This is a genomic window from Micromonospora sp. AMSO12t (assembly GCF_008806585.1).
Lineage (GTDB): Bacteria > Actinomycetota > Actinomycetes > Mycobacteriales > Micromonosporaceae > Micromonospora > Micromonospora reichwaldensis.
The window spans coordinates 26,930-52,089 of record NZ_WAAS01000001.1 but is presented as its reverse complement, the minus strand read 5'-3'; the positions used below and the strand labels follow the sequence as shown (position 1 = coordinate 52,089).

The window sequence follows — 25,160 nt, the reverse complement described above, 5'->3', positions numbered from 1 at the left end:
CGGAGATGATGACTGCTTCCGATGGTGCCGTCGGTAATCTGGTGGAGTCGTTCGACGAGGTCGTCCGACGTGACCCGGACAGCATCGCGGTGTGCTGCGGCGACCGGCGGATGTCGTACGCCGAGGTGGCCGCCCGCTCGACGGCGCTCGCCGCGGCGATCAGGGCGCGGGTCGACGACCCGTCGCGTCCGGTGCTGCTGCTCCTGCCGCGTTCGGTGGACATGGTGGTCGCGAGCCTGGCCGTGCTGCGGGTCGGCGCGGCGTACGTGCCGGTCGACCCGTCCACCCCCGCCGCCCGGCTGAGAATGATCGTGGCGGACGCGGCGCCCTCGGTGGTGTTGACGACTTCCGAGCTGGCGGAGCTGCTGCCGCCGGACACCCCGGTGATGGGGCCGCAGGACGTCACGGAGGACCGCAGCGACGACACCGGCGGGCGGTGCCCCGCGGCGTGGGACACCCGCGCCTACGTGATCTACACCTCGGGCACCACCGGGCGGCCGAAGGGCGTGGAGGTCAGCCACGGCAACGTGCTGCGCCTGATCCGGGCCACCCAGCCGCAGTTCGGCTTCGGCGCCGGGGACGTCTGGACGATGTTCCACTCGTTCGCCTTCGACTTCTCCGTCTGGGAGATGTGGGGCGTGCTGCTGTCCGGTGGCCGGTTGGTCGTCGTGGGACAGGACGTCGCACGGGACCCGGTGGCCTTCCGGGCGTTGCTCGCCGACGAACAGGTGACGATGCTCAGCCAGACCCCCACCGCCTTCAACAGCCTGGTGGCGCACGAGGTCTCCCGGCCCGACAGGCTGCCGCTGAAGTGGGTGGTCTTCGGCGGCGAGGCGCTGCGCTTCGGTGACCTCCGGCCCTGGGTGGACAGGTACGGCGACCAGCAGCCGCAGCTGGTCAACATGTACGGCATCACGGAGACGACGGTCCACTCCTCGTACCGCAGGGTCCTGGCGGCCGATCTGACGAGCACGGCCAGCCTCATCGGCTGTCCGCTGGCGGACCTCGGTTTCCTGCTCTGGGACGAGCAGGGCCGGCCGGTGGCCCCGGGCCAGACCGGCGAGATCATCGTGACCGGACCGGGGGTGGCCACCGGATACCTGGGCCAGCCCGGAGCGACCGCTGAGCGGTTCCTCGACCTGACCGTCGACGGCAGGCCCGTGCGGGGATACCGGTCCGGTGACCTCGCGCGGCTGACCCCCGCCGGGGAGTACGAGTACCTGGGGCGGGCCGACGACCAGGTCAAGATCCGTGGGCACCGGGTCGAGCTCGGGGAGATCCACGCGGCGCTGAGCGCGGTACCCGGCGTCGAGCAGGTCGCGGTGACCGTCCGCCGGGCGCGCCCGCAGCGCAATCCGGTGGTGAAGCAGGAGGCGGTGTCCGGGCGGATCTCCTCGGTCCGCAGTCTCGTCCGGGCCGGGCAGCCGGCGTCGGGCGCCGGCAACGACCGGACGCAGATCGTCGCGTACGTGACCCACGACCCCGGCTGCGCGCTGGGCGAGATCCCGGAACTGCTGCGGGCGGGCCTGCCGTCGTACATGCTTCCGGCGTTCGTCGTCCCGGTGCCGGAGATCCCCGTGAACGCCAACGGGAAGGTCGACTTCACGCTCCTGCCCGCACCCACCCCGGCCAACCAGCTCCGGGCGCCGATGGCCACGGAGGCGGTCGCCGACGCCTCGACGGCGACGGTGGAACGGGCGATCTGCGCGCTGTTCGAGGAGGTGCTCGGCGTCGAGGGGGTGGGACCCGACGACTCCTTCTTCGGCATCGGCGGGGACTCCATCATCGCGGTGCAGCTGCGTGCGGCGGCGGCGAACCGCGGGATGACGCTGGACCTGGCCGACGTCTACGAGCTGAAGACGCCCCGTGCGCTGGCCGCGTACGCGGTCACCACGGACGAGTCGACCGACCCGCCGGTCGAGCCGTTCAGCCTCATCGACCCGGCGGACCGGGCGCACCTGCCGGCCGGCACGGTCGACGCCTACCCGTTGGCCACCCTCCAGGCCGGCGTGCTGTTCCACAGCGCGTACGCCGAGGGCGTCAACATGTACTGCGACATCTTCATGTTCCGGTTGCGCGCCAGGTTCGACCACGACGCCATGAGCCGCGCGCTCGCGCGGGTGACCGAGCGCCACGAGATCCTGCGGACGTCGTTCCACCTGTCCGGCTTCTCGCAACCGCTCCAGGTCGTCCACGCGCAGGCCCGGACCCCGCTGAACGTGACGGACCTGAGCCGGTTCGACGAGGACCGGCAGCTGGCCGAGTTCGAGGCCTGGCAACGTCGGGAGATGAGCAACCCGTACGACTGGGCGCAGCCGCCACTGGTGCGGTTCACGGCGCACCTGCTCGGCCCGGACGAGTTCATGTTCTCCATGAGCTTCCACGACACGATGTTCGACGGGTGGAGCGAGACGTCGCTGCTCGCGGAGATCCTCGTCGACTACTGGCAGGACCTGCAGGGCATCGCGTCGCACGACCGTGCCCTGCCCGTGCGCCGGTACGCCGACTTCATCGCCGAGGAACAGGCCGTGCTCCGCGACGAGGCGGTGCGGGAGTTCTGGCGGCAGGAACTGGCCGACGTCGAGCCGAGCCTGCTGCCCCGCCTCGCCCGGGGCTCCGGCGCCGTCCACGAGGGGCGGATGGGCTTCCTCAGCGTGGACCTCCCGGCGGAACTCTCCGACCGCCTGCACCAGCTCGCCGCCGCCTGCGGGGTGTCGGTCAAACACGTGGTGATGGCCGTCCAGGCGCGGGTGGTGATGGCGCTCACGGGACGCGACGACGTCGTGCTGGGCGTCGCCGCCAACGGGCGGATCGAGGAGGAGGGCGGCACCGAGGTCATCGGCCTGCACCTCAACCTCGTACCCTTCCGGTTCCGGCCGCGGGGTCGCACCTGGCGCGACCTGATCGCGGCGACCAGCGACAAGGAGCGGGAACTGCTGCCGGTGCGGCGCTTCCCGCACGCCGAGATGCTCCGTCTCGCCGGCGTGCCCGAGCTGACCGACATCATGTTCAACTACACCCACTTCCACGGCTACGAACGGCTCGCCCACGCCACCGGCATCGAGGTGGTCGACGGCTTCGGCTACATCCAGACGAACTTCACCCTGCGGGCCGAGTTCAACAAGGACCCGTTCAGTCGACTGCTCACGCTCGACCTCGAAGCGAACATGGAGCGGATCTCGGAGGACCAGCTCCACGAGGTGGCGGACATCTTCCTGCGGGCGCTGACCAGCGTCGTCGACCAGCCCGACGACGAGCCGACGCAGGTCGCGCTGCTCGGTGAGCAGCGGTACCGGGCGTTGGTGGAGATCTCGCGCGGGCCGGTCGAGCCGGCGACGGCCACGGGCTTCCTCGAACGGATGGCCCATTCGGTGCGGACGTTCCCCGACGAGGTGGCCGCCGTCTGCCGCGGCCGCGAGATCACCTACCGGGAGCTCGCCGCGCACGTCGAGCGGGCGGCCGGATGGTTGCGTGACCGGCAGGTGGGCCACGGCACCGTGGTCGGCCTGGCCAGCGGCCGGAACATCGACTACCTCGTCGTCACCCTCGCCATCCTCCGCCTCGGCGCGGTGTACCTGCCGCTGCCGCAGGGCCCGGCCGCACGCGTCGCCCGCATGGTCGGGCGGGCGGAGGCGAGGCTGGTGGTGTGCGACGAGACGCACCGCGCCGCGTTGGCCGCGATCGGTGAGGTCGAGCTGGTCGATCTGGCGGACGTCCTCGCCGCCGCCGGCACGCCGGCCGGGCTCGGCCCCGCACCGGGCGGTCGGGACAGCGCGTACGTCCTCTTCACCTCGGGATCCACGGGCGACCCCAAGGGCGCCCTGATCCGGCACGACGGCATGCTCAACCACATCGACGCCAAGATCCAGCAACTGGACCTGCGGCCCGGCGACCGGCTGGCCCAGGACGCCGCCGCCACCTTCGACATCTCCGTCTGGCAACTCCTCGCGCCGCTCGCCGTCGGCGCCACGACCGTGATCTACCCGGACGAGATCGGCCAGGACGCGGCGTCGCTGCTGCGGGCCGTGGCCGAGGACGGGGTCACCGTGCTGGAGGTGACGCCCTCCGTGCTCAACATCATGTGCGCCGAACTCGCGTTCTACGGCGTCGACGCGTTCCCCCCGTTCCGCCTGCGCTGGGTCGCCTCGCAGGCGGAGACCCTGACCCCGCAGTCCGCCAACACGTTCCGCCGGCTGCTGCCCGGGGTGGGACTGCTGAACATGTGGGGGGCGACCGAGACGTCCGACGACGTCCTGCACCACCTCGTCGCGGCGGACGTCGACGAGCGGGACGCCTCCGTCCCCCTCGGACGGCCCGCGCGCAACACCGCCCTGTACGTGCTGGACGGCGCCCGGGAGCCGGTGCCCACCGGCACGCCGGGTGAGCTGTACGCCGGCGGCGTCTGCGTCGGCGGCGGCTACGTCAACGACCCCGACCGGACCGCCGCGGTCTTCGTCGGCGACCCCTTCGCCGGCGACGGGGACGGGGACGGGGACGGGGACGGCATCATGTACCGCACCGGTGACCGTGGCCGCCGGTTGGCGGACGGCTCGGTGGAGTTTCTCGGCCGGACCGACAACCAGCTCAAGATCAGAGGGAACCGGGTCGAACTGGACGAGGTCAGTCGGGCCCTCGCCGGCGTCGAGGGCGTCCAGGAGAGCGTCGTGATCGTCCGGCAGTCCGCCGACGGCGGCAAGCAACTCGCGGGCTTCTTCGTACCGGAGGTGGTCTCCGGCGGCGCCGGCGGTGCGACTGAGGGCTCCCTGGTCCGCCGGGACCTGCGGCCCGAGGAGGTGCGCTCCGGGCTCAGCCAGGTCCTGCCACGCAACGCCATCCCGGACTTCCTCGTCCGCGTCGACCAGTTGCCGCGGACGAGCCACGGCAAGGTCGACACCCGCGCGCTGGCGGCGACGGCCCTGTCCCCGGTCGACGAACCGACCGAGGCGAGCTCCGCCCCGATGACCCCGACGGAGGAGGCCGTCGCCGAGATCTGGGCCTCCGTGCTCGCCGGTCGCCGGCCCGGGCCCCAGGTCAGCTTCTTCGACCTGGGCGGCCACTCCCTGCACGCGACGCAGGTCCTCGCCCGGCTGGGGGACCGCCTCGGGGTCCGCCTGCCGATCCGGGAGCTGTTCGAGAACCCGACGCTGCGGGGTTTCGCCGCCCGGGTCGAGGCGGCGCTGACCGACGACCGGGAGTCGGAGGTGCCGATCCCGGCGAGGCCCGCCGGCCTGCGGGAGTTCCCGCTGTCCATGGCGCAGTCGAGCCTCTGGTACCTCGACCAGATCGACTCCGACGGCGCCTACACCGACGGGTACCTCCTGCATCTGCGCGGTGACCTCGACGTGACGGCGCTGCGGGCGGCCGTCGACCGGCTCGTCGCGCGGCACGAGGTGTTGTCCAGCCGGATCGTCGAACGCGACGGCGTGCCGTTGCTGGTCGTGGACCCCGATGCGAAGCCGCGCCTGCGGGTCCGGGAGGTCACCGACGCGGTGGTCGCGGAGGGGGACACCGAGGCGATGCTGGAGTACGTCCGGCAGCGGGCGACGCGACGCATCGACCTCGGTGGCGTGCTGACCCGGGCCACCCTGTACCGCTTCGCCGACCGGGACCACGTGCTCGAATGGACGAGTCACCACGTGGTCACCGACGGCTGGTCCAACGAGCTGATCCTGCGGGAGATCGCGGAGTCGTACGCGGCCCACCGGGCGGGTCGGGAGGCGGACCTGGCCCCGCTCCCGATCCAGTACGGCGACTACTCCCGCTGGCAGCAGGACTACCTCGAATCGGCGCCGGCCCGACGCGACGGCGACTTCTGGCGGTCCTACCTGAAGGGCTACGACGGGGAACTCGCCCTCGCGACCGACCTGGAGCGGACCGAGGACCGCGCGCGGGCCGCGGGCCGGCGCCGCCGGGAGTGGGACGAGTCCTTCTCCGCCGAGGTGCGGGCGTTCGCGCAGCAGCACAACGTGACCCTCTTCATGGTCGTGCACGCCGTCAGCGCGGTGCTGATGGCCAAGCTCGCCCAGCAGTCGGACGTGGTGATCGGCGCGGCCGTCGCCGGTCGGCACCCGGCCGAGACGAGGGACCTCGTCGGCTTCTTCGCCAACACCGTGCCGTTCCGCTACCAGGTCGACCCGGAGCACAGCGCGCGGGCCGTCGTCGCATCGGTCCGGGACAGCGCCCTGAACGCCCTGGACCACCAGAGCCTGCCTTTGCAGAAGATCGTGGACCTCGTGGGAGCACCCCGTCGACCCGGGGTGAACCCCTTGGTGCAGGTCGTGGTCTCCGTCGCCCGGTCGATGCACGGTGTCGCCGCGCTGCCGGGCCTGGACACGAGCGTGACCCCGCTGGGCGCGCAGACGAGTCGCTTCGACCTGTTGCTGCACTTCACCGACGAGGACCGGATCGGGCTGACCATCGAGTACGACCGGTCGCTGTTCACCCCGGAGGCCGTCGACCGGCTGGCCGGGGCGGCCGACCGGCTGCTGAGGTTCTTCCTGGGCAGCCCGGACCGGCCGGTGGAGGAGGCGACGCTCGTCGACGACAAGGACCGCGGGGCGCTCGGGGAGATCTGGCGGGAGGCGAGCGGCCAGTCCCTGGAGATCGACCACCGCGCGACGGCGACGCTCATCGACTCCCCGCACTGGGGCGCGTACGTGTCGCGGGTCGAAGCGGCAGGGCTGATCGTCCCGCTGGTGCTCGCCCTGTGAGGACCAGCGGGACGAAACCTGGGGAGAGATGCTCATGACGTCGACCGATCGCGCGCTACGGCTGCGTCGGCGGCTCGCCGGACGCCGCGAGGTGTCCACACCGGAGGTCGGCCCGGCCGCCACCGCACCGGTCACCGCCGACAACCTCGTCGCCGCCTTCGACGAGGTCGTCGGACGGCACCCCGACCGGGTCGCCGTCCGCTGCGACCGGCAGGCCCTGACGTACCGGGAACTGGCCGCCGCCTCCCGGGCCCTGGCCGGCCGGATCGCGACTGTCGCGCCGCCCGGTCGGCCGGTCGGCGTGCTGCTGCCGCGCTCGGCGCGGATGATCGTGGCGGCGCTGGCGGTGCTCCGCACGGGGGCCGCGTACCTGCCGCTCGACCCGGAGGCGCCCGCCGTCCGTACCGGCACGATCGTCGGTGACGCGGCGCCGTCCCTCGTGATCACCACGGGTGCGCTGGCCGGCTCCCTGCCCGCGACGGCCGCGGCTGTCCTGCTCGACGCGCCGGACAACGGCGGGGAGCAGCCGGACCCGTCCGCCGCACCGGCCCGCCCGATCGCGCCCACCGACCGGGCGTACGTCATCCACACCTCGGGCACGACCGGCCGTCCCAAGGGCATCGAGGTCTCCCACGCCAACGTCCTGCGCCTGATCGGCACCACGCAGCCACTGTTCGGGTTCGGGCCGGGCGACGTGTGGACCATGGCCCACTCGTTCGCCTTCGACTTCTCGGTGTGGGAGATGTGGGGGGCGCTGCTCACCGGCGGGTGTGTGGTCGTCGTCGAGGGCGAGGTCATGCGGGACCCGGTGGCCCTGCGGCGCCTGCTGCGGGCGGAGCGGGTCACGATGCTCAGCCAGACGCCCACCGCCTTCAGTGCGCTGGCGGCCCAGGAGGACGAGTACGACGACCGGCTGCCGCTGCGGTGGGTGGTCTTCGGCGGTGAGGCGCTCCGGTTCGCGGACCTGCGGCCGTGGGTCGCCAAGTACGGCGACGCCGGGCCCGAACTGGTCAACATGTACGGGATCACCGAGACCACCGTCCACGCGTCGTACCGCCGGATCCTCGCCCCCGACCTCGCCGGCACGACCAGCCTGATCGGCGCGCCACTTCCCGACCTCGACTTCCTGCTGTGGGACGAGGACGACCAGCCGGTCGCCGACGGTGGGATCGGGCAGATCATCGTCACGGGCGCGGGCGTGGCCCTCGGATACCTGGGGCAGCCGGAACTCACCGCGCAGCGGTTCGTCACCGTCACCGACGCGCAGGGCCGGGCCGTACGCGGATACCGCTCCGGGGACCTCGCCCGGCGGACGCCCTCCGGCGAGTACGAGTACCACGGGCGCAACGACGACCAGGTCAAGATCCGCGGCTACCGCCTGGAGCTGGGGGAGGTGCACGCCGCCCTGCTCGCCCTGCCCGGGGTACGGCAGGCCGCGGTGGTGCCGCACACCGCACCCGGCACGGGAACGCGGCTGGTGGCGTACGTCGTCGGCGACGCCGGCCCGGCGCAGCTGCGCTCCCGGCTGGAGGACCGGCTTCCGGCGTACGCCGTTCCGTCCGCGTTCGTCGCCGTCGACGCGCTGCCGCGCACCGCCAACGGCAAACTCGACCGGGCAGCCCTGCCCGATCCCGGCCCCGTCCTGACGCCACACGTGCCCGCGGGCGTCGACGACGTCACGCGGTCCCTGCTGACGATCCTGGCCGAGCTGCTGCCCGGCACCGAGGTCGAACCGGACACCGACTTCTTCCGGCAGGGCGGGAACTCCCTGCTGGCGACCCGCCTGCTGGCCGCCGTACGCCGGCAGTTCGGTGTCGTCGTCCCGCTGCGCGACTTCCTGCGGGCGCCGACGGTACGGGCGGTGGCGGGCGCGGTCCGCCGGGCCCGGCAGGCCGGCTCGGGTGCGGCGTCCCGCCGCCCGGTCGACCTGTTGCCGCTGGGGGACTCCGCGGCGGGCCGGGCGCCCGTGGTGGCGCTGCCCGGCGTCTTCGGGATCGCAGCCTCGATGGCGCGGCTGTCGACGCACGTCCGGGGCCGCCCGTTCCACGCCCTGCACACCCGGGACCTCCTCCGGGCCCAGGACGGCACGCCGTCCTCCGCCGTGGCCGCGCAGGCGTGCCTGACCGAGCTGCTGCCCGTCGTCGATCCCGGGGTCCACCTCGTCGGACACTCCCTGGGTGGGGCGATGGCGCTGCACCTCGCCCACGCGGTACGGGCGGCCGGCCACCAGGTGCGGAGCATCACCCTGCTCGACGCGCCGAGCCCACGCTGTCTCCACCAGCGACTCTCCGAGGAGCACCGGGCCCAGCTGGTCGCCTTCCTCTCCGACGTGGCCCTCGCGTTTCCCGAGCACACCCGCCGGTGGCGCGAGCTCTCCCCGCAGTCCGCAGCCGGGATGGCCGACACGGAACTGCTGCGGTGGGCCGCCTCCACCGCGGCACCCGCGCTGGCTGCCACGATCGGCGGGCTCGCCCACGCCTTCGAGGACTACCGGACGATGGGACGGATCATGGCAGAGCCCGCGCCTGCACTGGCCGTGCCCGCGCTGCTCCTGGTGGCGGGCCTGGAGAGGTCCACCGACGACGGCGGGCACACCGAGGGCTGGCACCTGGTGCTGCCGAACCTGACCGAGACGGTGGTGGCCACCAGCCACGAAGGCATGCTGCGTGAGCCCGGAGCGGCGACCGTCGCCGAGGCAATGACCGAATTCCAGCGCCAGCAGGACAAGACGGAAGGAAATCCGAGTTGACCCGGGAACCGGCTGCGAGCGCAGCGTTCCGCCCACCGCGACTGGCCAGGATCCTCGTCGGCGGTTCCGGCGTGATGAGCCTGGCCAACGGCGTGACGATTCCCTTCCTCACCATCTACCTCCGCAACGAACTCGGCCTGTCCGTCTCGGCGGTCGGCCTGGTCATCGGCTCCTCCGTGCTCTTCGGCATCTCCGGTGGGTTCCTCGGCGGCGCGCTCTCCGACATCGTGGGCCGCCGCCGGGTCCTGCTCTCCTGCCTGCTGGTGGTGATCGGCAGCTTCGTCGGGTTCTACTTCGCCCGCGACGCCGCGACGGCGTTCGCCTTCAACGCGTCCATGGCGTTCGCCACCAGTGCCTTCAGCCCGGTCGCGAAGGTACTCATCAGCGACCTGCTCCCCGTCGCGCTGCGGGTGAAGTGGTTCTCCTACCAGTACCTCGCGATCAACGCCGGCTACGCCGTCGGTCCGCTGATCGGCGTGGCCCTCGGGCTCACCGGCGCCCGGCTCTCGTTCCCCGCCGCCGCCGGCGTGTACCTGGTCTACCTCGCCGTCCTCTGGGCGGCCACGCGGCAACTGCCACGGCCGTCCACGGGGGACGGCGGGCTGACGACGCTCGGCCGCAGCACGGGCGCCATCGTCCGGGGACTGGGCGAATCGGCCCGGGCGGTGATGTCGGACCGCCGCCTGCTCCTCCTGCTCATCGGCGCGATCCTGTTGGAGACGGTGCACAGCAGGATCTCGGTGCTGCTCGCCCAGAACTTCGTCATCGACTTCGCCGACAGCGCCCGGGTGCTCGCCGCGGTCATGACCACCAACGCGGTGGCGGTGATCGTTCTCCAGCTCTTCGCCGCCGGCTACGTGCAGCGCTACAACCCGCTGAACGCCATCACCCTCGGTGGGATCCTCACCTTCGTGGGGATGGCCGGCTTCGCGATCTCCGAGCAGATGTGGCACTACATCGTGGCGATGGTGGTGTTCACCGTCGCCGAGACCCTGATCGTGCCGTCGGAGTTCGCCCTCGTCGACCGCATCGCGCCCGAGGAACGGCGCGGGGCCTACTTCGGCGCACAGACCTTCGCGCAGGTCGGCGGGTTCACCGGACCGTTCCTCGGCAGTCTCGTCCTCGCGTCCTTCGGCGGGCCGGTCATGTTCCTCGCCATCGGCTCCCTGGCGTTGGTGAGCGTCGCGCTCTACCTGCTGGTCGGCCGGCGCATCCCCGACCTGAGCCGCCACGACACCCTCCCGGAGGCGGAGACCGAAAAGGCGTCATGAGAGCCGCGGCGGGCATCCTGCGCCTGGCCGCCTGGCCGAGCAGTCGGGCGCTCCGGCGCACCCGGGTACTTTCCGTGGCGGCCCTGCACGGGACCGTCGACATCGACCGGGACGAACGCGGCATCCCGTGGATCCGGGCGGGCGACGAGCGCGATCTCTACGTGGGCGTCGGGGTCGCGATGGCGTACGACCGGCTGTGGCAGATGGACGTCCTGCGCCGGCGGGCGACCGGACGACTGGCGGAGGTGTTCGGCGCTCGTGCCGCCGGTTCGGACGTCCTCGCCCGTACCCTCGCCTTCGAACGGGCCGCCCACCAGAGCGAGGCGCTGCTCTCACCGCCTGCCCGCGCCAACCTCGCGGCCTTCGCGCACGGGGTCGACACCGCGGTACGCCGGATGCGGCGCCGCGGGCAGCTCCCGCCCGAATTCCACCTCCTGAGGTACCGGCCGGGCCCGTGGTCGGTCGGCGACTCGCTGGCCGTCGTCAAGCAGCTCGGCTTCCACCTGGGCCGCAACCTGCAGCAGGAGGTCTTCCGTAGCCGGCTGCTGGCGGAGCGACCGGACCTCGTCCACAGCTTCCTGGCGCCGAAGTACCCGCCCGGCGGCAGCGTCACCATCAGGGCCGGCGCCCCGGCGGGGCCGGCGGCACGGCGCGGCGACACCGCGCTGCTCTCCGCGGCCGGCGCCGCCCACCTCGGCGACCTCTTCGCGGGCCGGCAGGGGAGCGGCTCGAACGCGTGGGCGGTGTCCCCGGCCAGGTCCGCCACCGGCTTCGCCGCGCTGGCCAACGACCCGCACATCCTGTTCACCCAGCCGAGCCTCTGGTACCAGCTGGGACTGGACCTCGACGGCGAACGCGCGTACGGGGTGACGGTGCCGGGCGTGCCCGGACTGGTGATCGGCGCCAACCCGGATCTCGCGTGGGGGGTGACCAACTCCACCATCGACACCCAGGACCTGGCCGTGGGGGAGCGGCCGGACCCGACGGGAGAGCCACGGTGGTCGCAGACCAGCGTCGTCCGGGTGCGCGGCGGGACCGAGATCTCCGTGTGCGCCGCAGGCGGTACGGGATACGTCGACCTGCCGGGCCCGCGCGGTGCGGAAGCCGAGCCGGTGGCCCTCTACTGGAGTGGTCTGCACCCGTCCACCGAGGCCGAGAGCTGCCAGCGGATGTGGCGGGCGCGCGACTACCCGGCGTTCCGCGAAACCCTGCGGGGCTTCGGTGTGCCCGTGCTCAACCTCGTCGTCGCGACCCGGGACGGGACGGTCGCGCTGCGGACGGCCGGAATCGTGCCCCGCCGAGACCGTCGGGAGGGCCTCGCCCCGGCCGGCGCGGCAGAGGTGGCCGCTCGCTGGAGCACCACGCTCGGGTTCGACGAGCTACCGGAGGTCGTCGATCCGCCAGCGGGCTTCGTGGTCAGCGCCAACCACCAGATCCTGCCCGACGGGGTCGCCCCGCACCTGGGCAGCGACTGGGGCGGACCGTACCGGGCCGACCGGATCGAGGAACTGCTGACGGCGACGCCGACGGCCCGCCCGGACGACTTCGGCGCGTGGCAGATGGACCTGCGCAACGGCAGGGCACAGCGCATCCTGCCCACCCTGCTGAAGGCACTCGACGAGCATCCACCGGAGTCGCCACTGGCCGTGTTCGGCCATCAGTCGTTGGCCACCTGGGACGGCAGGGACGACGCCGATCAGGCCGCACCTCTGGTCTTCGGGGCGCTGGCCCGCGTGTTGACCGAGCGCTGGATCACCAGCCGGCTCGGTGCGGCCGTCGCCGACGCCATGACCGATGTGACCCTCCAGGTGGATCACCTGGTGATGGACGCGGACGCCCGCCGGCGGCTCGGCGAGACGGAGGAAATGCCGGTCGTCGTGGCCGACGCCCTCACCGAGGCGGCGCGTCGACTCGCCGACAGATTCGGCGACGACCCCACCGGCTGGCGTTACGGCAGGTCGAACCGGATCGCGGACCAGCATCCCCTGGCCGCGGCGTCGGACACGCTGCGTTCGCTGTACGGATCGCCCCCGACCCCGGTAAGCGGCGGCGGGCAGAGCGTCTGCCTGATGTATCCCGACCGCCACGGCCAGGTGGTCGAGGGCGCGCCCTGGCGCTTCGTCGTGGAGTTCGGCCCCTCCGGCAGCACCCGCATCCGCGACGTGCTCCGCCACGGCAGCTCGGGACATCCCCTCTCGCCGCACTACACGGACCAGACGCCGGCGCACGCCGAGGGGCGGCTGTACGAGGTACGCCTCGACAGCCCGCCGGAGGTGCGCAGCCGCCTGACCCTGGCGCCCCGGACGGCGGGGCGGTCGCATCGCGCACGGTGAAGGTGTGGCCGCCGACCCGGTCGTGTCGTCAGCGGGGACCGTGCAGGAGCGCGCCGTGCAGTACGGCGGACGGGTCGGCGCCGAGGTCGAGTGGGTCCGGGGTAGCGTCGGCGGCGGCGAGGAGGTCGCCGAGGGTGGCGATCATGGCGCCGTTGTCGGTGCAGAGCCGTGGTGAGGGGACACGCAGCCGTACGCCCGCCGTGCGGCAGCGTTGTTCGGCGAGTGCGCGCACGCGGCTGTTGGCGGCGACGCCGCCGACGAGCAGGAGGGTGTCGGCGTGGTGGTCGCGGCAGGCGGCGAGGGCCTTGCGGGTGAGGGTGTCGGCGACGGCCTCCTGGAAGGAGGCGGCGACGTCGGCCACCGGAACTGGTTGGTCGCGGCGTTGTTCGACCCAGCGGGCCACCGCGGTCTTGAGGCCGGAGAAGGAGAACCGGTAGGGCGGGTCGTGTGGGCCGGTCATCGGCCGGGGGAAGGCGATCGCGGCGGGGTCGCCGGTGCGGGCGATCCGGTCGATCGCCGGGCCGCCGGGGTAGGGCAGGCCGAGCAGGCGGGCGACCTTGTCGAATGCCTCCCCGGCGGCGTCGTCGACGGTGTCGCCGAGGTGGACGACCGGGTCACGGGCGAGGTCACCGAGGAGCAGCAGGCTGGTGTGGCCGCCGGAGACGATCAGTGCGACGCAGCGGGCGGGCAGGGGCCCGTGTTCGAGGATGTCGACGGCGGCGTGGCCGGCGAGGTGGTGTACGCCGTAGAGGGGCACGCCGAGGGTGAGGGCGTAGGCCTTGCCGGCGGCGAGGCCGACCTGTACGGCGGTGGCGAGGCCTGGGCCGGCGGTCGCGGCGACGGCGTCGATGTCGGCGAAGCCGATACCGGCGCGGTCGAGGGCGTGTGTGACCATCGGGGTGATGGCGTGCAGGTGGGCGCGGGCGGCGATCTCGGGTACGACGCCGCCGAAGCGGGCGTGCTCTTCCATGCTGGTTGCCAGGGCGTCGCCGAGCAGGACACCGTCGGCGACGATGCCGACGCCGGTCTCGTCGCAGGACGTCTCGATGCCGAGGACGATCGGCATGGTCAGGTGCCGTCGGGGGTGCCGACGCCGACGCCGGGGTGTTCGGCGCTGGCGGCCAGGATCTGCTTACGTTGCTTGATGGGGAGCCGGTCGACGTAGGCGAGGCCGTCGAGGTGGTCGACCTCGTGCTGGAAGCAGCGGGCGAGGGTGCCGGTGCCCTCCAGGCGGATCGGCTCGCCGTGCAGGTCGACTCCGGTGACGGCGGCGGTGGCGGAGCGGGCCAGGTCGGCCTGTTGTCCCGGGACGGACAGACATCCCTCGGAGTCGGTCACGAGTTCCCGGTGCTCGGGTAGGTGCAGCACCGGGTTGATCACGTGGGCGACGGTGTGGGTACCGGTGGCGTCGGGGCAGTCGACGACGAAGATCCGGGCGTCGACGCCGATCTGGTTCGCGGCCAGACCCACGCCGTGGGCGGCGTACATGCTGGCGAACATGTCGTCGACGAGCGTGGCGAGCGCGTCGTCGAAGACGGTCACCGGGGCGCACCGGCGGTGCAGCACCGGGGCGCCGTAGCGCGTGATCGGCCTCGGGGTGCCGGCATGCGTTTCCATAGTCGCCCATATTATGCAACTGCACATGAGTGGCAGTAAGGCTGGGCCGGTTGGTGGGGCATGGCCAGGTGCCAGGGCTGGACGGCGCCATCGGAGATCGGCGAGGCCGCTGCGGTTGCCCACGTCGGTTTCCGAGGGCTCGACGGGCGTGCCGTCGTGACCGGTGCCGGCATCGTGGCGGGCCGTGGACCAGCGGATTCGGCCTCAGCGAGCCGTCGTCCGGCACCGCGTACACCGTCCGTAGACGACGACGCCCGCGAGGTGCCCGCTGGGGTCCGCCTCGATGCCGGCGGCTTGCGCGGCGGCGACGCTCGCCGCGACCGCCTCGGCCGGCAGTTGTCGTATGTCGCCGCAGCCTGCGCAGACGGCGTGGTGGTGCGCGTCGTCGGCGAGACCGAAGGTGATCGTCCTGCCGATGGGCACGGTGTGCGCGATGCCGAGTTCGACCAGTTGCGCCAGGACCCGGTGCACCGTGGAAAGCTCCACGGCCAGGCCGCGGGCGAGTAGCGCGTGGTGCAGCTGGGAAGCGGTGAGGTGCCCCTGGTCGCCAACCGCACGGGCGAGCTCGTCAAGTACTCCCCGACGTGGTGCGGTGTTGCGCAGGCCCGCACGACGCAGGCGCCTCACCGCGGCGTCCACCCGGTCGGCTCCCGATGTGCTCAATCGCCACTCCTCAGCGCGTACGCACTCCTCATGTTGCAAGATAGTGGCAACAACCTAGCCTTGGCAGCAACAGAGGAGGTCTGATGGCGGTCTACAACCTGCCGGATTTGCCCTACGACTACGGCGCACTGGAGCCGGCCATGTCGGGGCAGATCCTGGAGCTGCACCACGACAAGCACCACGCCGCGTACGTCAAGGGTGCGAACGACGGCCTGGACCAGCTCGCCGAGGCCCGCGACAAGGGCGACTTCTCGAAGCTTGTTGGCCTGGAGAAGACGTTCGCCTTCAACCTGTCGGGTCACGTGCTGCACACCATCTTCTGGGGCAACCTGTCCCCGGACGGCGGCGACCGCCCGGACGGGGAGCTGGCCGCCGCGATCGATGAGCACTTCGGCTCGTTCGACGCGTTCGCCGGGCAGCTCTCCGCCGCCACGAAGAGCGTGCAGGGCTCCGGATGGGGAGTCCTGGCCTGGGAGCCGCTGGGCCAGCGGCTGATCGTGGAGCAGGTGTACGACCATCACGGCAACATCGGGCAGGGCTCCACGCCGCTGCTGGTCTTCGACGCCTGGGAGCACGCCTACTACCTGCAGTACAAGAACGTGCGGCCCGACTACGTGGACCGGCTGTGGAACCTGGTCAACTGGTCGGACGTAATCGCCCGATTCGACGCCGCCCGCGCCACGACGCCGAAGATCTGATCGGCGTGACCGAGCCCGCCCCGGCTGCGGCGGAGCTGCTCCAACGGGCCGCCGGGGTCATCGCGGCCAAGCACCGCGGTGATCTCGGCGGCGCCGAGGAACTGCTCGCCGCCTTCGGCACCGAGCAGGCCAGGACCCTCGGTTTCTACCTGCTGGCAGACCTGAGCCTCGGGCTGCTCCGGGCGCAGAGCGGCCAGTCCATGGACGACCTCGTACGAGAGCTGTCCCTGCTCGTCGCCGCCACCGCCACACCACCCGAGACCTGACCCGGCTGGTCCATCGGTCGGTGTCGCCGGCACGCCATGCCGGCGACACCGACCGGATCACCGCAACCGTCGCCCGGGGTGCGTGAGCGACTGCGGGGTACCTGAAACACTCTCGCTCTGTTGCCAATAAGCTGTAGCTGCACATCATGGGCAACAAGGGGGCGTTGGTGCGGACGGCGGAGATCAAGCGGCGTTTCCTGGCGCACTTCGAGACCAACGGGCACACGGTGGTGCCGTCGGCGCCGCTGCCGGCGATAGCGGACCCGAACCTGCTGTTCATCAACGCCGGCATGGTGCAGTTCGTCCCCTACTTCCTCGGCCAGCGGGCCGCGCCGTACCGGGCCGCGACGTCGGTGCAGAAGTGCATCCGGACGCCGGACATCGACGAGGTCGGCAAGACGTCACGGCACGGCACGTTCTTCCAGATGAACGGCAACTTCTCGTTCGGCGACTACTTCAAGGCCGGCGCGATTCCGCTGGCGTGGGAGTTGTCCACCACGCCGGTCGAGCAGGGCGGTTTCGGGCTGGACCCGCAGCGGATCTGGGCGACGGTCTACCTGGACGACGACGAGGCGTACGACCTGTGGCTCGCCACCGGCGTGCCGGCGGAGCGGATCGTGCGCCGCGGCAAGGCGGACAACTTCTGGTCGATGGGCATCCCCGGTCCGGCCGGCCCCTGCTCCGAGCTGTACTACGACCGCGGCCCCGCCTACGGCGCCGAGGGCGGCCCGGAGGTCGACGAGGACCGGTACCTGGAATTCTGGAACCTCGTGTTCATGCAGTACGAGATCGCCGACGTGGCGTCGAAGACCGACTTCCGCATCGTCGGCGACCTGCCAAACAAGAACATCGACACCGGCATGGGCCTGGAGCGCATCGCCTCGATCCTGCAGGGCGTGGACAACCTCTACGAGATCGACGAGGTCCGCCCCATCCTGGCCAGAGCCGCCGACCTCACCGGCAAGCAGTACGGCGTGCACTCCGGGCAGGCCGCCACCCAGTCCCACCCCGACGACGTACGCCTGCGGGTCATCGCCGACCACGTGCGGACCTCGCTCATGCTGATCGGTGACGGGGTGACCCCGTCCAACGAGGGCCGCGGGTACGTGCTGCGCCGGATCATGCGCCGCGCCATCCGCGCCATGCGGCTGCTCGGCTGGCACGACAAGGCTCTACCCGAACTGCTGCCCGTCGCCCGCGACTGCATGGCCCCGTCGTACCCCGAACTCGCCACCGACTTCGACCGGATCTCCTCGGCCGCCTACGCCGAGGAGGACACCTTCCTCGGCACGCTGCGCGCCGGCACCACCATCCTCGACACCGCGATCACGGAAACCAAGAAGGCCGGGCGCTCCGCACTGCCCGCCGACAAGGCCTTCCAACTGCACGACACGTACGGCTTCCCGATCGACCTCACTCTCGAAATCGCCAACGAGCAGGGCCTGACCGTGGACGCCGACGGCTTCCGGGCGCTCATGACCGAGCAACGCGCCCGCGCGAAGGCCGACGCGAAGGCCCGCAAGACCGGCCACGCCGACCTGTCGGCGTACCGGTCGGTGCTCGACGCGAACGGGCCCACGCAGTGGCTGGCCTACGAGACGCTCGACACCGACTCCCGGGTCGTCGCGCTCTGGTCCGGCGGCGCGGCGGTCGATGCCGCCCACGCCGGCGACATCGTCACGGTCGCCCTGGACCAGACGCCGTTCTACGCCGAGAGCGGCGGCCAGGACTCCGACGCAGGCGCAATCACCGGCCCGAACCTGCGCGCCGAGATCATCGACGTGCAGCGACCGGTCAAGGGCCTGATCGCGCACACCGTCCGGATCCTCGACGGCAGCCTCACCGTCGGCGACGCGGTGCACGCCGCAGTCGACCCCGAATGGCGCGTCGGCGCCCGGCAGGCGCACTCCGGCACGCACGTCGTGCATGCCGCGCTGCGGCAGGTGCTCGGGCCGAACGCGTTGCAGTCCGGCTCGTACAACCGGCCCGGATACCTGCGCCTGGACTTCGCCTGGCGCGGCGGCCTCTCCGACGCCACCCGCAGCGAGATCGAGGAGGTCTCGAACCTGGCGATCCGCCGCGACCTGCCCGTCGACGTCCGCTACCTGCCGCTGGAACAGGCCCGCACCGAAGGCGCCCTGGCCCTGTTCGGCGAAACCTACGACGAGACCGTGCGGGTCGTCGAGATCGGCGGCGCATGGTCGCGTGAGCTGTGCGGCGGCACCCACGTCGACCACTCCGCGCAGATCGGCTCCCTCGCCGTCACCGGCGAATCGTCGGTCGGCGCCGGCCAACGCCGCATCGAAGCCGTCACCGGAATCGAGGCGTTCCGCTACCTCGCCCGCGAACGCGACCTCGTCACCCAACTCGCAGCCCAGCTCAAAGCCCGCCCCGACGAACTGCCCGACCGCATCACCACCCTGCTGGCACGACTCAAGCAGACCGAACGCGACGCCGACGACCTACGCGGCCGGCTCATCGACCTGGACGCCGACACCTACGCCGCCAACGCCACCGACCTCGACGGCATCGCGTACGCCGGCATCACCACCACCGGCGACGCGCGCCGCCTCGCCGAGAAGGTCCGCGACCGCCTCGGCCGCCGCCCCGGCGTCGTCGGCGTCGTCGCTGGCGCGAGCATCGTCGTCACCGTCACCCCCGCCGGCGTGCAACGCGGCCTGTCCGCCAACGACCTGATCAAACACCTCCTGGCCGGAAAAGGCGGCGGCAACGCCGCGTCCGCCCAGGGCAAGGCCAACGCGGAACCGACGGAACTGCTCGACCAGCTGCGGGACCTCACCCGCGCGGCATGACACCCGACGCCGCCGACTGACCACCACACCCACCACCCCCGGGGGTGCCGCCACCCAGGCCGAGCACCACCGCCGAAAGGAACCCATGAGCGCCGGCACCGTGGTTCGTTCCCCCGACGGTAGCGACATCGTGCTCGGCGAGGTCGGCCAGCGGGTCCTGCTCGCCAACTCCCGGGTACGGGTCTGGGAGGTGGCCCTCGCTCCAGGCGAGTGCCAGCCCTGGCACCTGCACCGCAACCCGTACCTCGTGCTCTGCCTCGACACCTCGGCCTGCCGCATGGACTGGCTCGACGGCAGCCCGCCCCGGCACATCAACGAACAGGTGGGCGGTGCTATCTACCGGCCCGTCTCCCCGGTCCACATGCTCACCAACCAGGGCCACAGCCTCTACCGCAACCGCCTCGTCGAACTGCTCGACCTCGGCGAGGAAGCCTCGGGAGAAGCACCGTACGCACTGCCCGACACGACCGACGGCTGGCCCGGGGAACCGGCCCACGGCATGGCCCTGACGACGGTGCTGGACACCGACGGGGTGCGCGTCCAGCGCCTCACGACTCCGCCCGACGACGAACACACCTGCCGCGCGGAGTCGGTGCCCCTGCTCGTCGTCGACCTGGCCGGCGGCGCGGACGCCGACACACCGCCACGGCCCGCAGTGCGCTACCTGCATCCCGGCGAGACCCACAACATCCGGAACCCGAACCGCACACCGATCGACACCCAGATCGTGGAGCTACGTTACCTGCGGGCCCTGCCCGCCGGGCAGTAGCGGCAACCGCAGCACGACCGGGACCGGTGACGGTACCGGGAGCGCAGATCCGCTGCGTACACCGACTCGCGCCACGCCGTGCCCTGCTCGACGGCGCGGAGAAAGGCTTAACGACGCTCGCACTGTCCGAGTCTTGACACCAGCGGAGCCCGATACCTTAATATCCAAGATCCCAGATGCATGCGGGCTCGCTGGTTCGCCGCCGAAGGGGTTGGTCGGCCCGTCCCGAACCAGTGACCACCCGAACGTGGGCAGAAGTCGCAATCGGTGGTCTCCTCGGTGCGGATTGTTTCCGGTCGTCATTCATCGCGAGCAAGGGGCCGAATGCGGACACTCGACGAAACACTGCCGGGCGACGGGGCGGAGTCGCGTGGCATCGGCCGCCGCCATCTGCTTGGTCTGGTCACCGCCACACTGGCAGCCGGCATCATTCCGGAGGCGTGGCTCGCGGAAGCCGCGTACGGCGCGACGCCGAGATGGAACCGGCCGTTCGACAAGTGGGTGCCGATCACATCCTCGTACGGGATGCGGACAGACCCGATCACCGGCGTGTCCAGGATGCACAACGGCACGGACTACAGCTACTCGGGAATCCTCGGCTATCCGATCCGTGCGATCGCGGCGGGCACCGTGACCAGCGTGTCGTACAGCGCGGGCGGCCTTGGGCACAACGCCACCATCACGCACGCCGATGGTTGGCGGAGTGTCTACGGGCACATGCGGGAGGCTCCCCGAGTCGGGACGGGCGTGCAGGTCGCCGCCGGGCAGCACGTCGGCAACGTCGGATCCACCGGCCACTCCACCGGCCCGCACCTGCATCTCGAGATCTTCCAGCCGAACGGTCAGCGCGTTAACCCCGAGTCGGTTCTGACGGGTGCCCCATACGCCGGGGCGCCCGGAACTCCCCCTGAGATCGTCACTAAGGATGGACTGATGTACCTCATCTGGAGCACCGGCGGCACCGGTTACCTGGTCACCCCCAACCGGGTCATCGGTCTGCGGTCGATGGCGCACTACAACCTGTTCAAGCGGATCATCAACTCGAACCAGGCCGCCGCCCAGCCTGAGGTCTTCAACGCACTGGAGATCGACCAGATCAACGCGTACCTCAACGGGACCGTGCCTGCCTGATCCACCCGGCGGTGGCCTCGGAGACGCCTGCGCGGTCTGACGGCGCGGCCTCACCTCAGGTGCCGGGCGAAGAACTGGTTCCCGGCGTCCCCCTCGAAGTGCGGGACGCCGGTGTGCCCGCCCATGTTGGCGTGCAGCGTCTTCTCCCTGGTGCCGAAGGCGTCGAACAGGTCCAGGGCCGCCTGCCGGTCGTTTCCTTCGTCGTCCCACTGGAGCAGGACCTGCAGCGGAATGGTGACCTGTCGGGCCTCCTCGAACATGGTGCGGGGCACGAAACTCCCGGCGAACAGGAGGGCGGCCGAGATGCGCGGCTCGACCACCGCCAGCCGGATGCCGATGGAGATCACCCCTCCCGCGTACCCGACCGGGCCGCCGATCCCGGGCAGCGGAAGGAGGGCGTCCAGGGCGGCCCGCCATTCCGGGACCGACTTCTCGACCAGTGGGAGGACGAGCCGATCAACGAGCTCGTCGTCGACCGGCTCGCCGGCCTCCAGCGCCCGGTGCAGGTCGGCGCGGGTCTCCTCGGCGGCGGCGGAACGGGGCCGGTCACCGCTCCAGGGGAGCTCGAGGGTGGCTGCGGCGAAGCCCTCCGCCACGCAGTGCCGGGCCCGCGCCATCAGTCGGGGGTACAACCTGTGCAGCCCGCCGGGGTGGCCCATCAGAATCAGCGGGGCCGGTGCGGAGCCGGATCCCGGCGTCCACAGGATGCCGGGGATCTCACCGAGGGTGAACTGACGTTCGAGGACATCGTCGTCGAGGCGCTGTTCGGAAGTGAATCGCATGGTCGTGCCCTTCGGGAGTGCTCGTGAGCGGCGCTCCCGGACGACCTATCGCCCGACCGTGACCCCGGAGGGGAGCACCCATGTCGATACTGCATTCACGGGTACCACCTCCTCGTTCTCTCGCACGGCCGTTGGCAGAGTAGCGGTGCTCGCCGTGGCCCGCCAACGGGTTTCCGCGGACGCGCGACAGCCGGGTGTGCAGCACGTCGCTGCTGACCGCGGTGGGGCGGCGAGGGCACGGGCGGGACGACGCCGCGCCTGTGCTGTCAACCTCGCCGCCCCACGCGGTCAGTACTTGACGTACGCGGTGACGGCGCGGTGGTCCGAGTACGCCCCGCCGGTCATCGACTCGGTGACGGTGGCGACGTTGCTGAAGCCGTTGCCACTCTTGACCAGCAGGAAGTCGATACGCCGGCTGTTCAGGGTGTCGTAGGCCGAGGAGCAGTTGCGGCTGCCGCACTTCTCGGCGATCGGGTCGCGGTAGCCGTAGCTCTTGCCGTCGTTCCACCATCCCGCGTCGTCGGGCTCCGCGTTGGCGTCGCCGGCGACGATCTTGAGGTCGCCGCCGAGGCGGCCCATCGCCTCGTCGGCCTCCTTGATGTTCTCGTCCGCGCACTTGGGGCCGTGCCAGGTGTTGGTGGGCCAGTGGATCGAGGCTACCGAGACGTCCTGGTTGGCGACGTTGTCGTGCAGCCGGATGCCGATGTTGTGGACCCGGTCCTGGCTGCTTCTGGTGGGTTCGAGGTTCTGGCATCCGCCGGTGCCCGCGTCGTAGTTCGCGGGGGCGTCGGAGCGCCAGCGGGTGGCGGCCTCGTAGGTGAACCGGTCGGAGCGGTAGATGACCGCGTTGGTCTGCTGGTTCTTCATCTTGCCGCAGGTGCTGGTGTAGCCCATCGAGCCCGGGTTCGCGATCGCGATCTGTCCGGCGTAGGTGCCGGGCAGTTCGTCCGAGAGGCGCTTGGTCAGGGTGTTGAGCTGCGTCTGGTTCGAGACCTGCTGCACGGTGAAGATGTCCGGGCTCAGTGGGCGGCCCTTGAGGTAGGTGATCAGCCGGTCCCAGATGTGGCCGTCGGCGCAGGAGCTCGGCAGCCAGTTCTCGATGTTGTTGTTGTAGACCACCAGATGGCTCGGCGAGGTGTTCACGGCGGCCTGGGCGGCGGTGGCGCCGGTGAGGCCGACCGCCGCGGTCGTGAGGGCCGTGGTGAGCACGGCGACGGCGCCGCGTACGAGGCGGTTGTTACGGATGGACAACTTTCCTCCTGATCGGATGGAGACACTCGGCGCAACTGCGCCAGCGCCGATGAGGCTCGGCGCTCGCCACTGTCAGAGCGTCCGTTGGTATTCCTCCCAGGTCCGCTTGGGGCTGACCGCAGGACCGTCGTCGCGCCCGCGATTCGCCAGGCCGTTGAGGCCGAGGTAGTAGTCGCCGGCCTGGTGCTGCGCGCCGGTCGACTGGTCGGTGTCCGCCAGCGCGATGGCGTGGATGTGGTACGGCCAGTCGCCCTGGGACGGCGTACGCAGCCAGGCGGCGAACCCGACCGTGCGCAGACGGCGCAGCACCTCGGTTCGGGTGGCCGACGACAGGCCGTTCACGGAGAGGTCGAGGGCGCCACCGCCGTCGTGGGTGCCCGCCGACGCGCCCACGCCGGTGTTGTAGGACCCCTGCGTGATGGTGAGTTGGCGCCCGAGCAGGCGTTCGGCCTCGAGGAGCATGGATCTGGTACGGGTGTTGACGCGTACGTCACGCAGGCTCACCACGGTGCCGGGCGAGATCGCCTTGACCACGGTGTAGCGCCCCTCGCCCAGCAGCCGCAGCGACGACGGGCCGGGCAGGCCGGTCGCGTCGAGGCCGGTATAGCCGAGGGACCGTTGGTACGCCGCATATGCGGCGATCGTGCTGGTGCCGAAGTGTCCGTCCACGTAGGTGGCCGACAGGTGTCCTCTGGCCTCTAGGGCGCGCTCGACCAGCAGGACGCTGTCCTTGGCGCCTGTCGTGATGGCGGTGTCCGCCCGGCGCGGATCGATCTGGGCGGCCTTGATGAGCGCCTCCATGTCGACCTGGGGCAGCGCGGCGGAGACGGGGCGGGCCAACGGCCCGGCGGCGGCCGCGGCGGCGCCGGCGGCGACGAGCAGGCTTCTTCTCGTGATCACGTTTTCTCCGTCGGTGGGTGGGGTGCGGCCGGTCGGCAGCGTGAAACGCCGGGGATGAACCGGCCCGTGCCGATCCGGTCCCAGACGTTGCTGGTGTCGTACGCGTTGCCGAGGTCGGTCACTACATCGACCGTGCCGGCGTGCTCGCGGCGAAGAGCCCGTCGACCGCGGCGGGGAGGGCGACCGCGAGCAGCCGCAGGGGGACGTGCCGTCAACTGGTCTCCTGTCGAGGGCGAGCGATGATCCGTGACCGCGATCACCGGTTCGGTCGCCCGACTATCAGGGACGACGGCGCCTTCGTCAAGATGTTCATCGATGGAGAGCTGGTCCGCGCTGCGTGTGGCGGTGGTGGCCGCCGAGCCGGTCCGCGGGCGGGAGGGTCGGACGACGCTGTCGAGCTGAGTCGTCTGTGACATCAGGCGCCGTCTGGGCCACCGCGCACCGGCCGGCGGCGAGTCGTCTGCGACATCAGCTCGACAGCGTCGCACGTGCGGATCCTCCGCCGACGGACACCAGGGCGGAGCGTTGGAGTTCGTCGCGAATCCGGATCTCGGTCCGAAGCGCCGGTTGCGCCAGCGGTCACCCGATCAACGTTCTGAGACGAGGCACCAGCCTCATGGCGGAGACATCGGTGCGTGCCCCGGGAGGTTCCGGCAGCGACCGCGGCGAACCCGGCGCCAGCAGCCCGAACGGCAATCGCTGCGACTGACTGTCGGCCGCAGCCGCATGGCGCCGGCCGGAGCCGGCGCCATGGTGGTGGAGCGGCTCCGGTCTACCAGTTGCAGTTGGCGGCCGGGATCCAGCCGTCCTGCCCCGGCGCCTCGGCCCCGTGGCCGTAGTACCAGGTCTGGATGTCACTGCCGCCGTAGATCGAGTGAACGCGGAAGCCTCGCCCGGGGCTCAGGGTGCGTAGCGTGCTGCCCCAGGGCTGGTCGCGCAGCCAGGTGGTCTGGTTGGTCACGCAGATGTCACCAGGGCTGTCGCTGGCGGCGGCCGGCGCGGACACCACCGCCGATCCCGCGGCGACGACGGCCATGACCGCCAGCACGCGTACAACGTTACGCCTCATGCGCTTCCTCTCGATCGGGTGCCTTGCGAGGCATCGACTATGCCCAACGCCTCTGACATGACAAGTCGGGCATCCCGAGCGGTAGGTCCGGGTCCAGCCGATGCGTTGGTGGACGACTTCCCGGCTGCCGGAGGTGGT

General features: G+C 71.5%; 16 protein-coding genes. 9 read left to right on the top strand and 7 right to left on the bottom strand.

The annotated features are described in order from the left end of the window. Window positions 1–8 precede the first annotated feature (8 nt). The 4 genes from F6X68_RS00185 to F6X68_RS00170 are packed head-to-tail and all read left to right on the top strand — an operon-like array spanning window position 9 to window position 13,063. Entirely contained in the window at window positions 9–6,710 is a 6,702-nt protein-coding gene (locus F6X68_RS00185; protein ID WP_192581204.1) for a non-ribosomal peptide synthetase, read from the top strand. Between the two features lie 34 nt (window positions 6,711–6,744). Continuing rightward, window positions 6,745–9,459 carry an amino acid adenylation domain-containing protein gene (locus F6X68_RS00180; protein WP_192581203.1) on the top strand — a complete coding sequence of 905 codons (2,715 nt, stop codon included), beginning with the start codon at window positions 6,745–6,747 and terminating at the stop codon, window positions 9,457–9,459. Next, window positions 9,456–10,730: an MFS transporter gene (locus F6X68_RS00175; protein WP_225851844.1), complete on the top strand. Its 1,275-nt coding sequence runs from the start codon at window positions 9,456–9,458 to the stop codon at window positions 10,728–10,730. The genes F6X68_RS00180 and F6X68_RS00175 overlap by 4 nt, the downstream gene beginning before the upstream one ends. Then, window positions 10,727–13,063: a penicillin acylase family protein gene (locus F6X68_RS00170; RefSeq protein ID WP_151452290.1), complete on the top strand. Its 2,337-nt coding sequence runs from the start codon at window positions 10,727–10,729 to the stop codon at window positions 13,061–13,063. Before F6X68_RS00175 ends, F6X68_RS00170 begins: the two co-directional genes overlap by 4 nt. Before the next feature lie 28 nt (window positions 13,064–13,091). Here F6X68_RS00170 and tsaD read toward each other — a convergent pair whose 3' ends face one another. The 3 genes from tsaD to F6X68_RS00155 all read right to left on the bottom strand — a co-directional run bounded on the left by tsaD (window position 13,092) and on the right by F6X68_RS00155 (window position 15,319). Then, window positions 13,092–14,129, bottom strand: a complete 1,038-nt coding sequence (gene tsaD, locus F6X68_RS00165) for a tRNA (adenosine(37)-N6)-threonylcarbamoyltransferase complex transferase subunit TsaD (RefSeq protein ID WP_151452289.1) — start codon at window positions 14,127–14,129, stop codon at window positions 13,092–13,094. A gap of 2 nt (window positions 14,130–14,131) precedes the next feature. Continuing rightward, on the bottom strand, window positions 14,132–14,680 hold the full coding sequence (gene def / locus F6X68_RS00160; protein WP_151452288.1) for a peptide deformylase: 549 nt from the start codon (window positions 14,678–14,680) through the stop codon (window positions 14,132–14,134). Window positions 14,681–14,884: 204 nt separating this feature from the next. Further along, window positions 14,885–15,319, bottom strand: a complete 435-nt coding sequence (locus tag F6X68_RS00155; protein WP_192581202.1) for a Fur family transcriptional regulator — start codon at window positions 15,317–15,319, stop codon at window positions 14,885–14,887. Between the two features lie 107 nt (window positions 15,320–15,426). On the opposite strand from F6X68_RS00155, the gene F6X68_RS00150 reads away from it, so the two are divergent. From F6X68_RS00150 to F6X68_RS34705, 5 genes are all read left to right on the top strand, one after another. Next, complete coding sequence (locus F6X68_RS00150) at window positions 15,427–16,041, top strand: superoxide dismutase (RefSeq protein ID WP_151452286.1); 615 nt, start codon at window positions 15,427–15,429, stop codon at window positions 16,039–16,041. Window positions 16,042–16,046: 5 nt separating this feature from the next. Then, a complete protein-coding gene (locus F6X68_RS00145; protein WP_151452285.1) occupies window positions 16,047–16,307 on the top strand; it encodes a superoxide dismutase in 261 nt (86 codons plus the stop codon). Between the two features lie 167 nt (window positions 16,308–16,474). Further along, window positions 16,475–19,120 carry an alanine--tRNA ligase gene (gene alaS, locus F6X68_RS00140; protein ID WP_151452373.1) on the top strand — a complete coding sequence of 882 codons (2,646 nt, stop codon included), beginning with the start codon at window positions 16,475–16,477 and terminating at the stop codon, window positions 19,118–19,120. 85 nt (window positions 19,121–19,205) lie between these two features. After that, complete coding sequence (locus F6X68_RS00135; RefSeq protein WP_192581201.1) at window positions 19,206–19,889, top strand: hypothetical protein; 684 nt, start codon at window positions 19,206–19,208, stop codon at window positions 19,887–19,889. Between the two features lie 324 nt (window positions 19,890–20,213). Beyond that, window positions 20,214–21,020 (top strand): M23 family metallopeptidase, encoded by an 807-nt coding sequence (locus F6X68_RS34705; RefSeq protein ID WP_151452284.1) that lies wholly within the window; start codon window positions 20,214–20,216, stop codon window positions 21,018–21,020. Window positions 21,021–21,070: 50 nt separating this feature from the next. On the opposite strand, the gene F6X68_RS00125 is transcribed toward F6X68_RS34705, so the two are convergent. The 4 genes from F6X68_RS00125 to F6X68_RS00105 form a co-directional block, all read right to left on the bottom strand. Beyond that, on the bottom strand, window positions 21,071–21,802 hold the full coding sequence (locus tag F6X68_RS00125; RefSeq protein WP_151452283.1) for an alpha/beta hydrolase: 732 nt from the start codon (window positions 21,800–21,802) through the stop codon (window positions 21,071–21,073). A 288-nt stretch (window positions 21,803–22,090) separates the two neighbouring features. Continuing rightward, window positions 22,091–23,053, bottom strand: coding sequence for a hypothetical protein (locus F6X68_RS00115; protein WP_151452281.1), 963 nt, complete (start codon window positions 23,051–23,053; stop codon window positions 22,091–22,093). A 72-nt stretch (window positions 23,054–23,125) separates the two neighbouring features. After that, a complete protein-coding gene (locus F6X68_RS00110; protein ID WP_151452280.1) occupies window positions 23,126–23,953 on the bottom strand; it encodes a peptidoglycan-binding domain-containing protein in 828 nt (275 codons plus the stop codon). A 772-nt stretch (window positions 23,954–24,725) separates the two neighbouring features. Next, window positions 24,726–25,022 (bottom strand): hypothetical protein, encoded by a 297-nt coding sequence (locus F6X68_RS00105; RefSeq protein ID WP_151452279.1) that lies wholly within the window; start codon window positions 25,020–25,022, stop codon window positions 24,726–24,728. Between the last annotated feature and the right edge of the window lie 138 nt (window positions 25,023–25,160).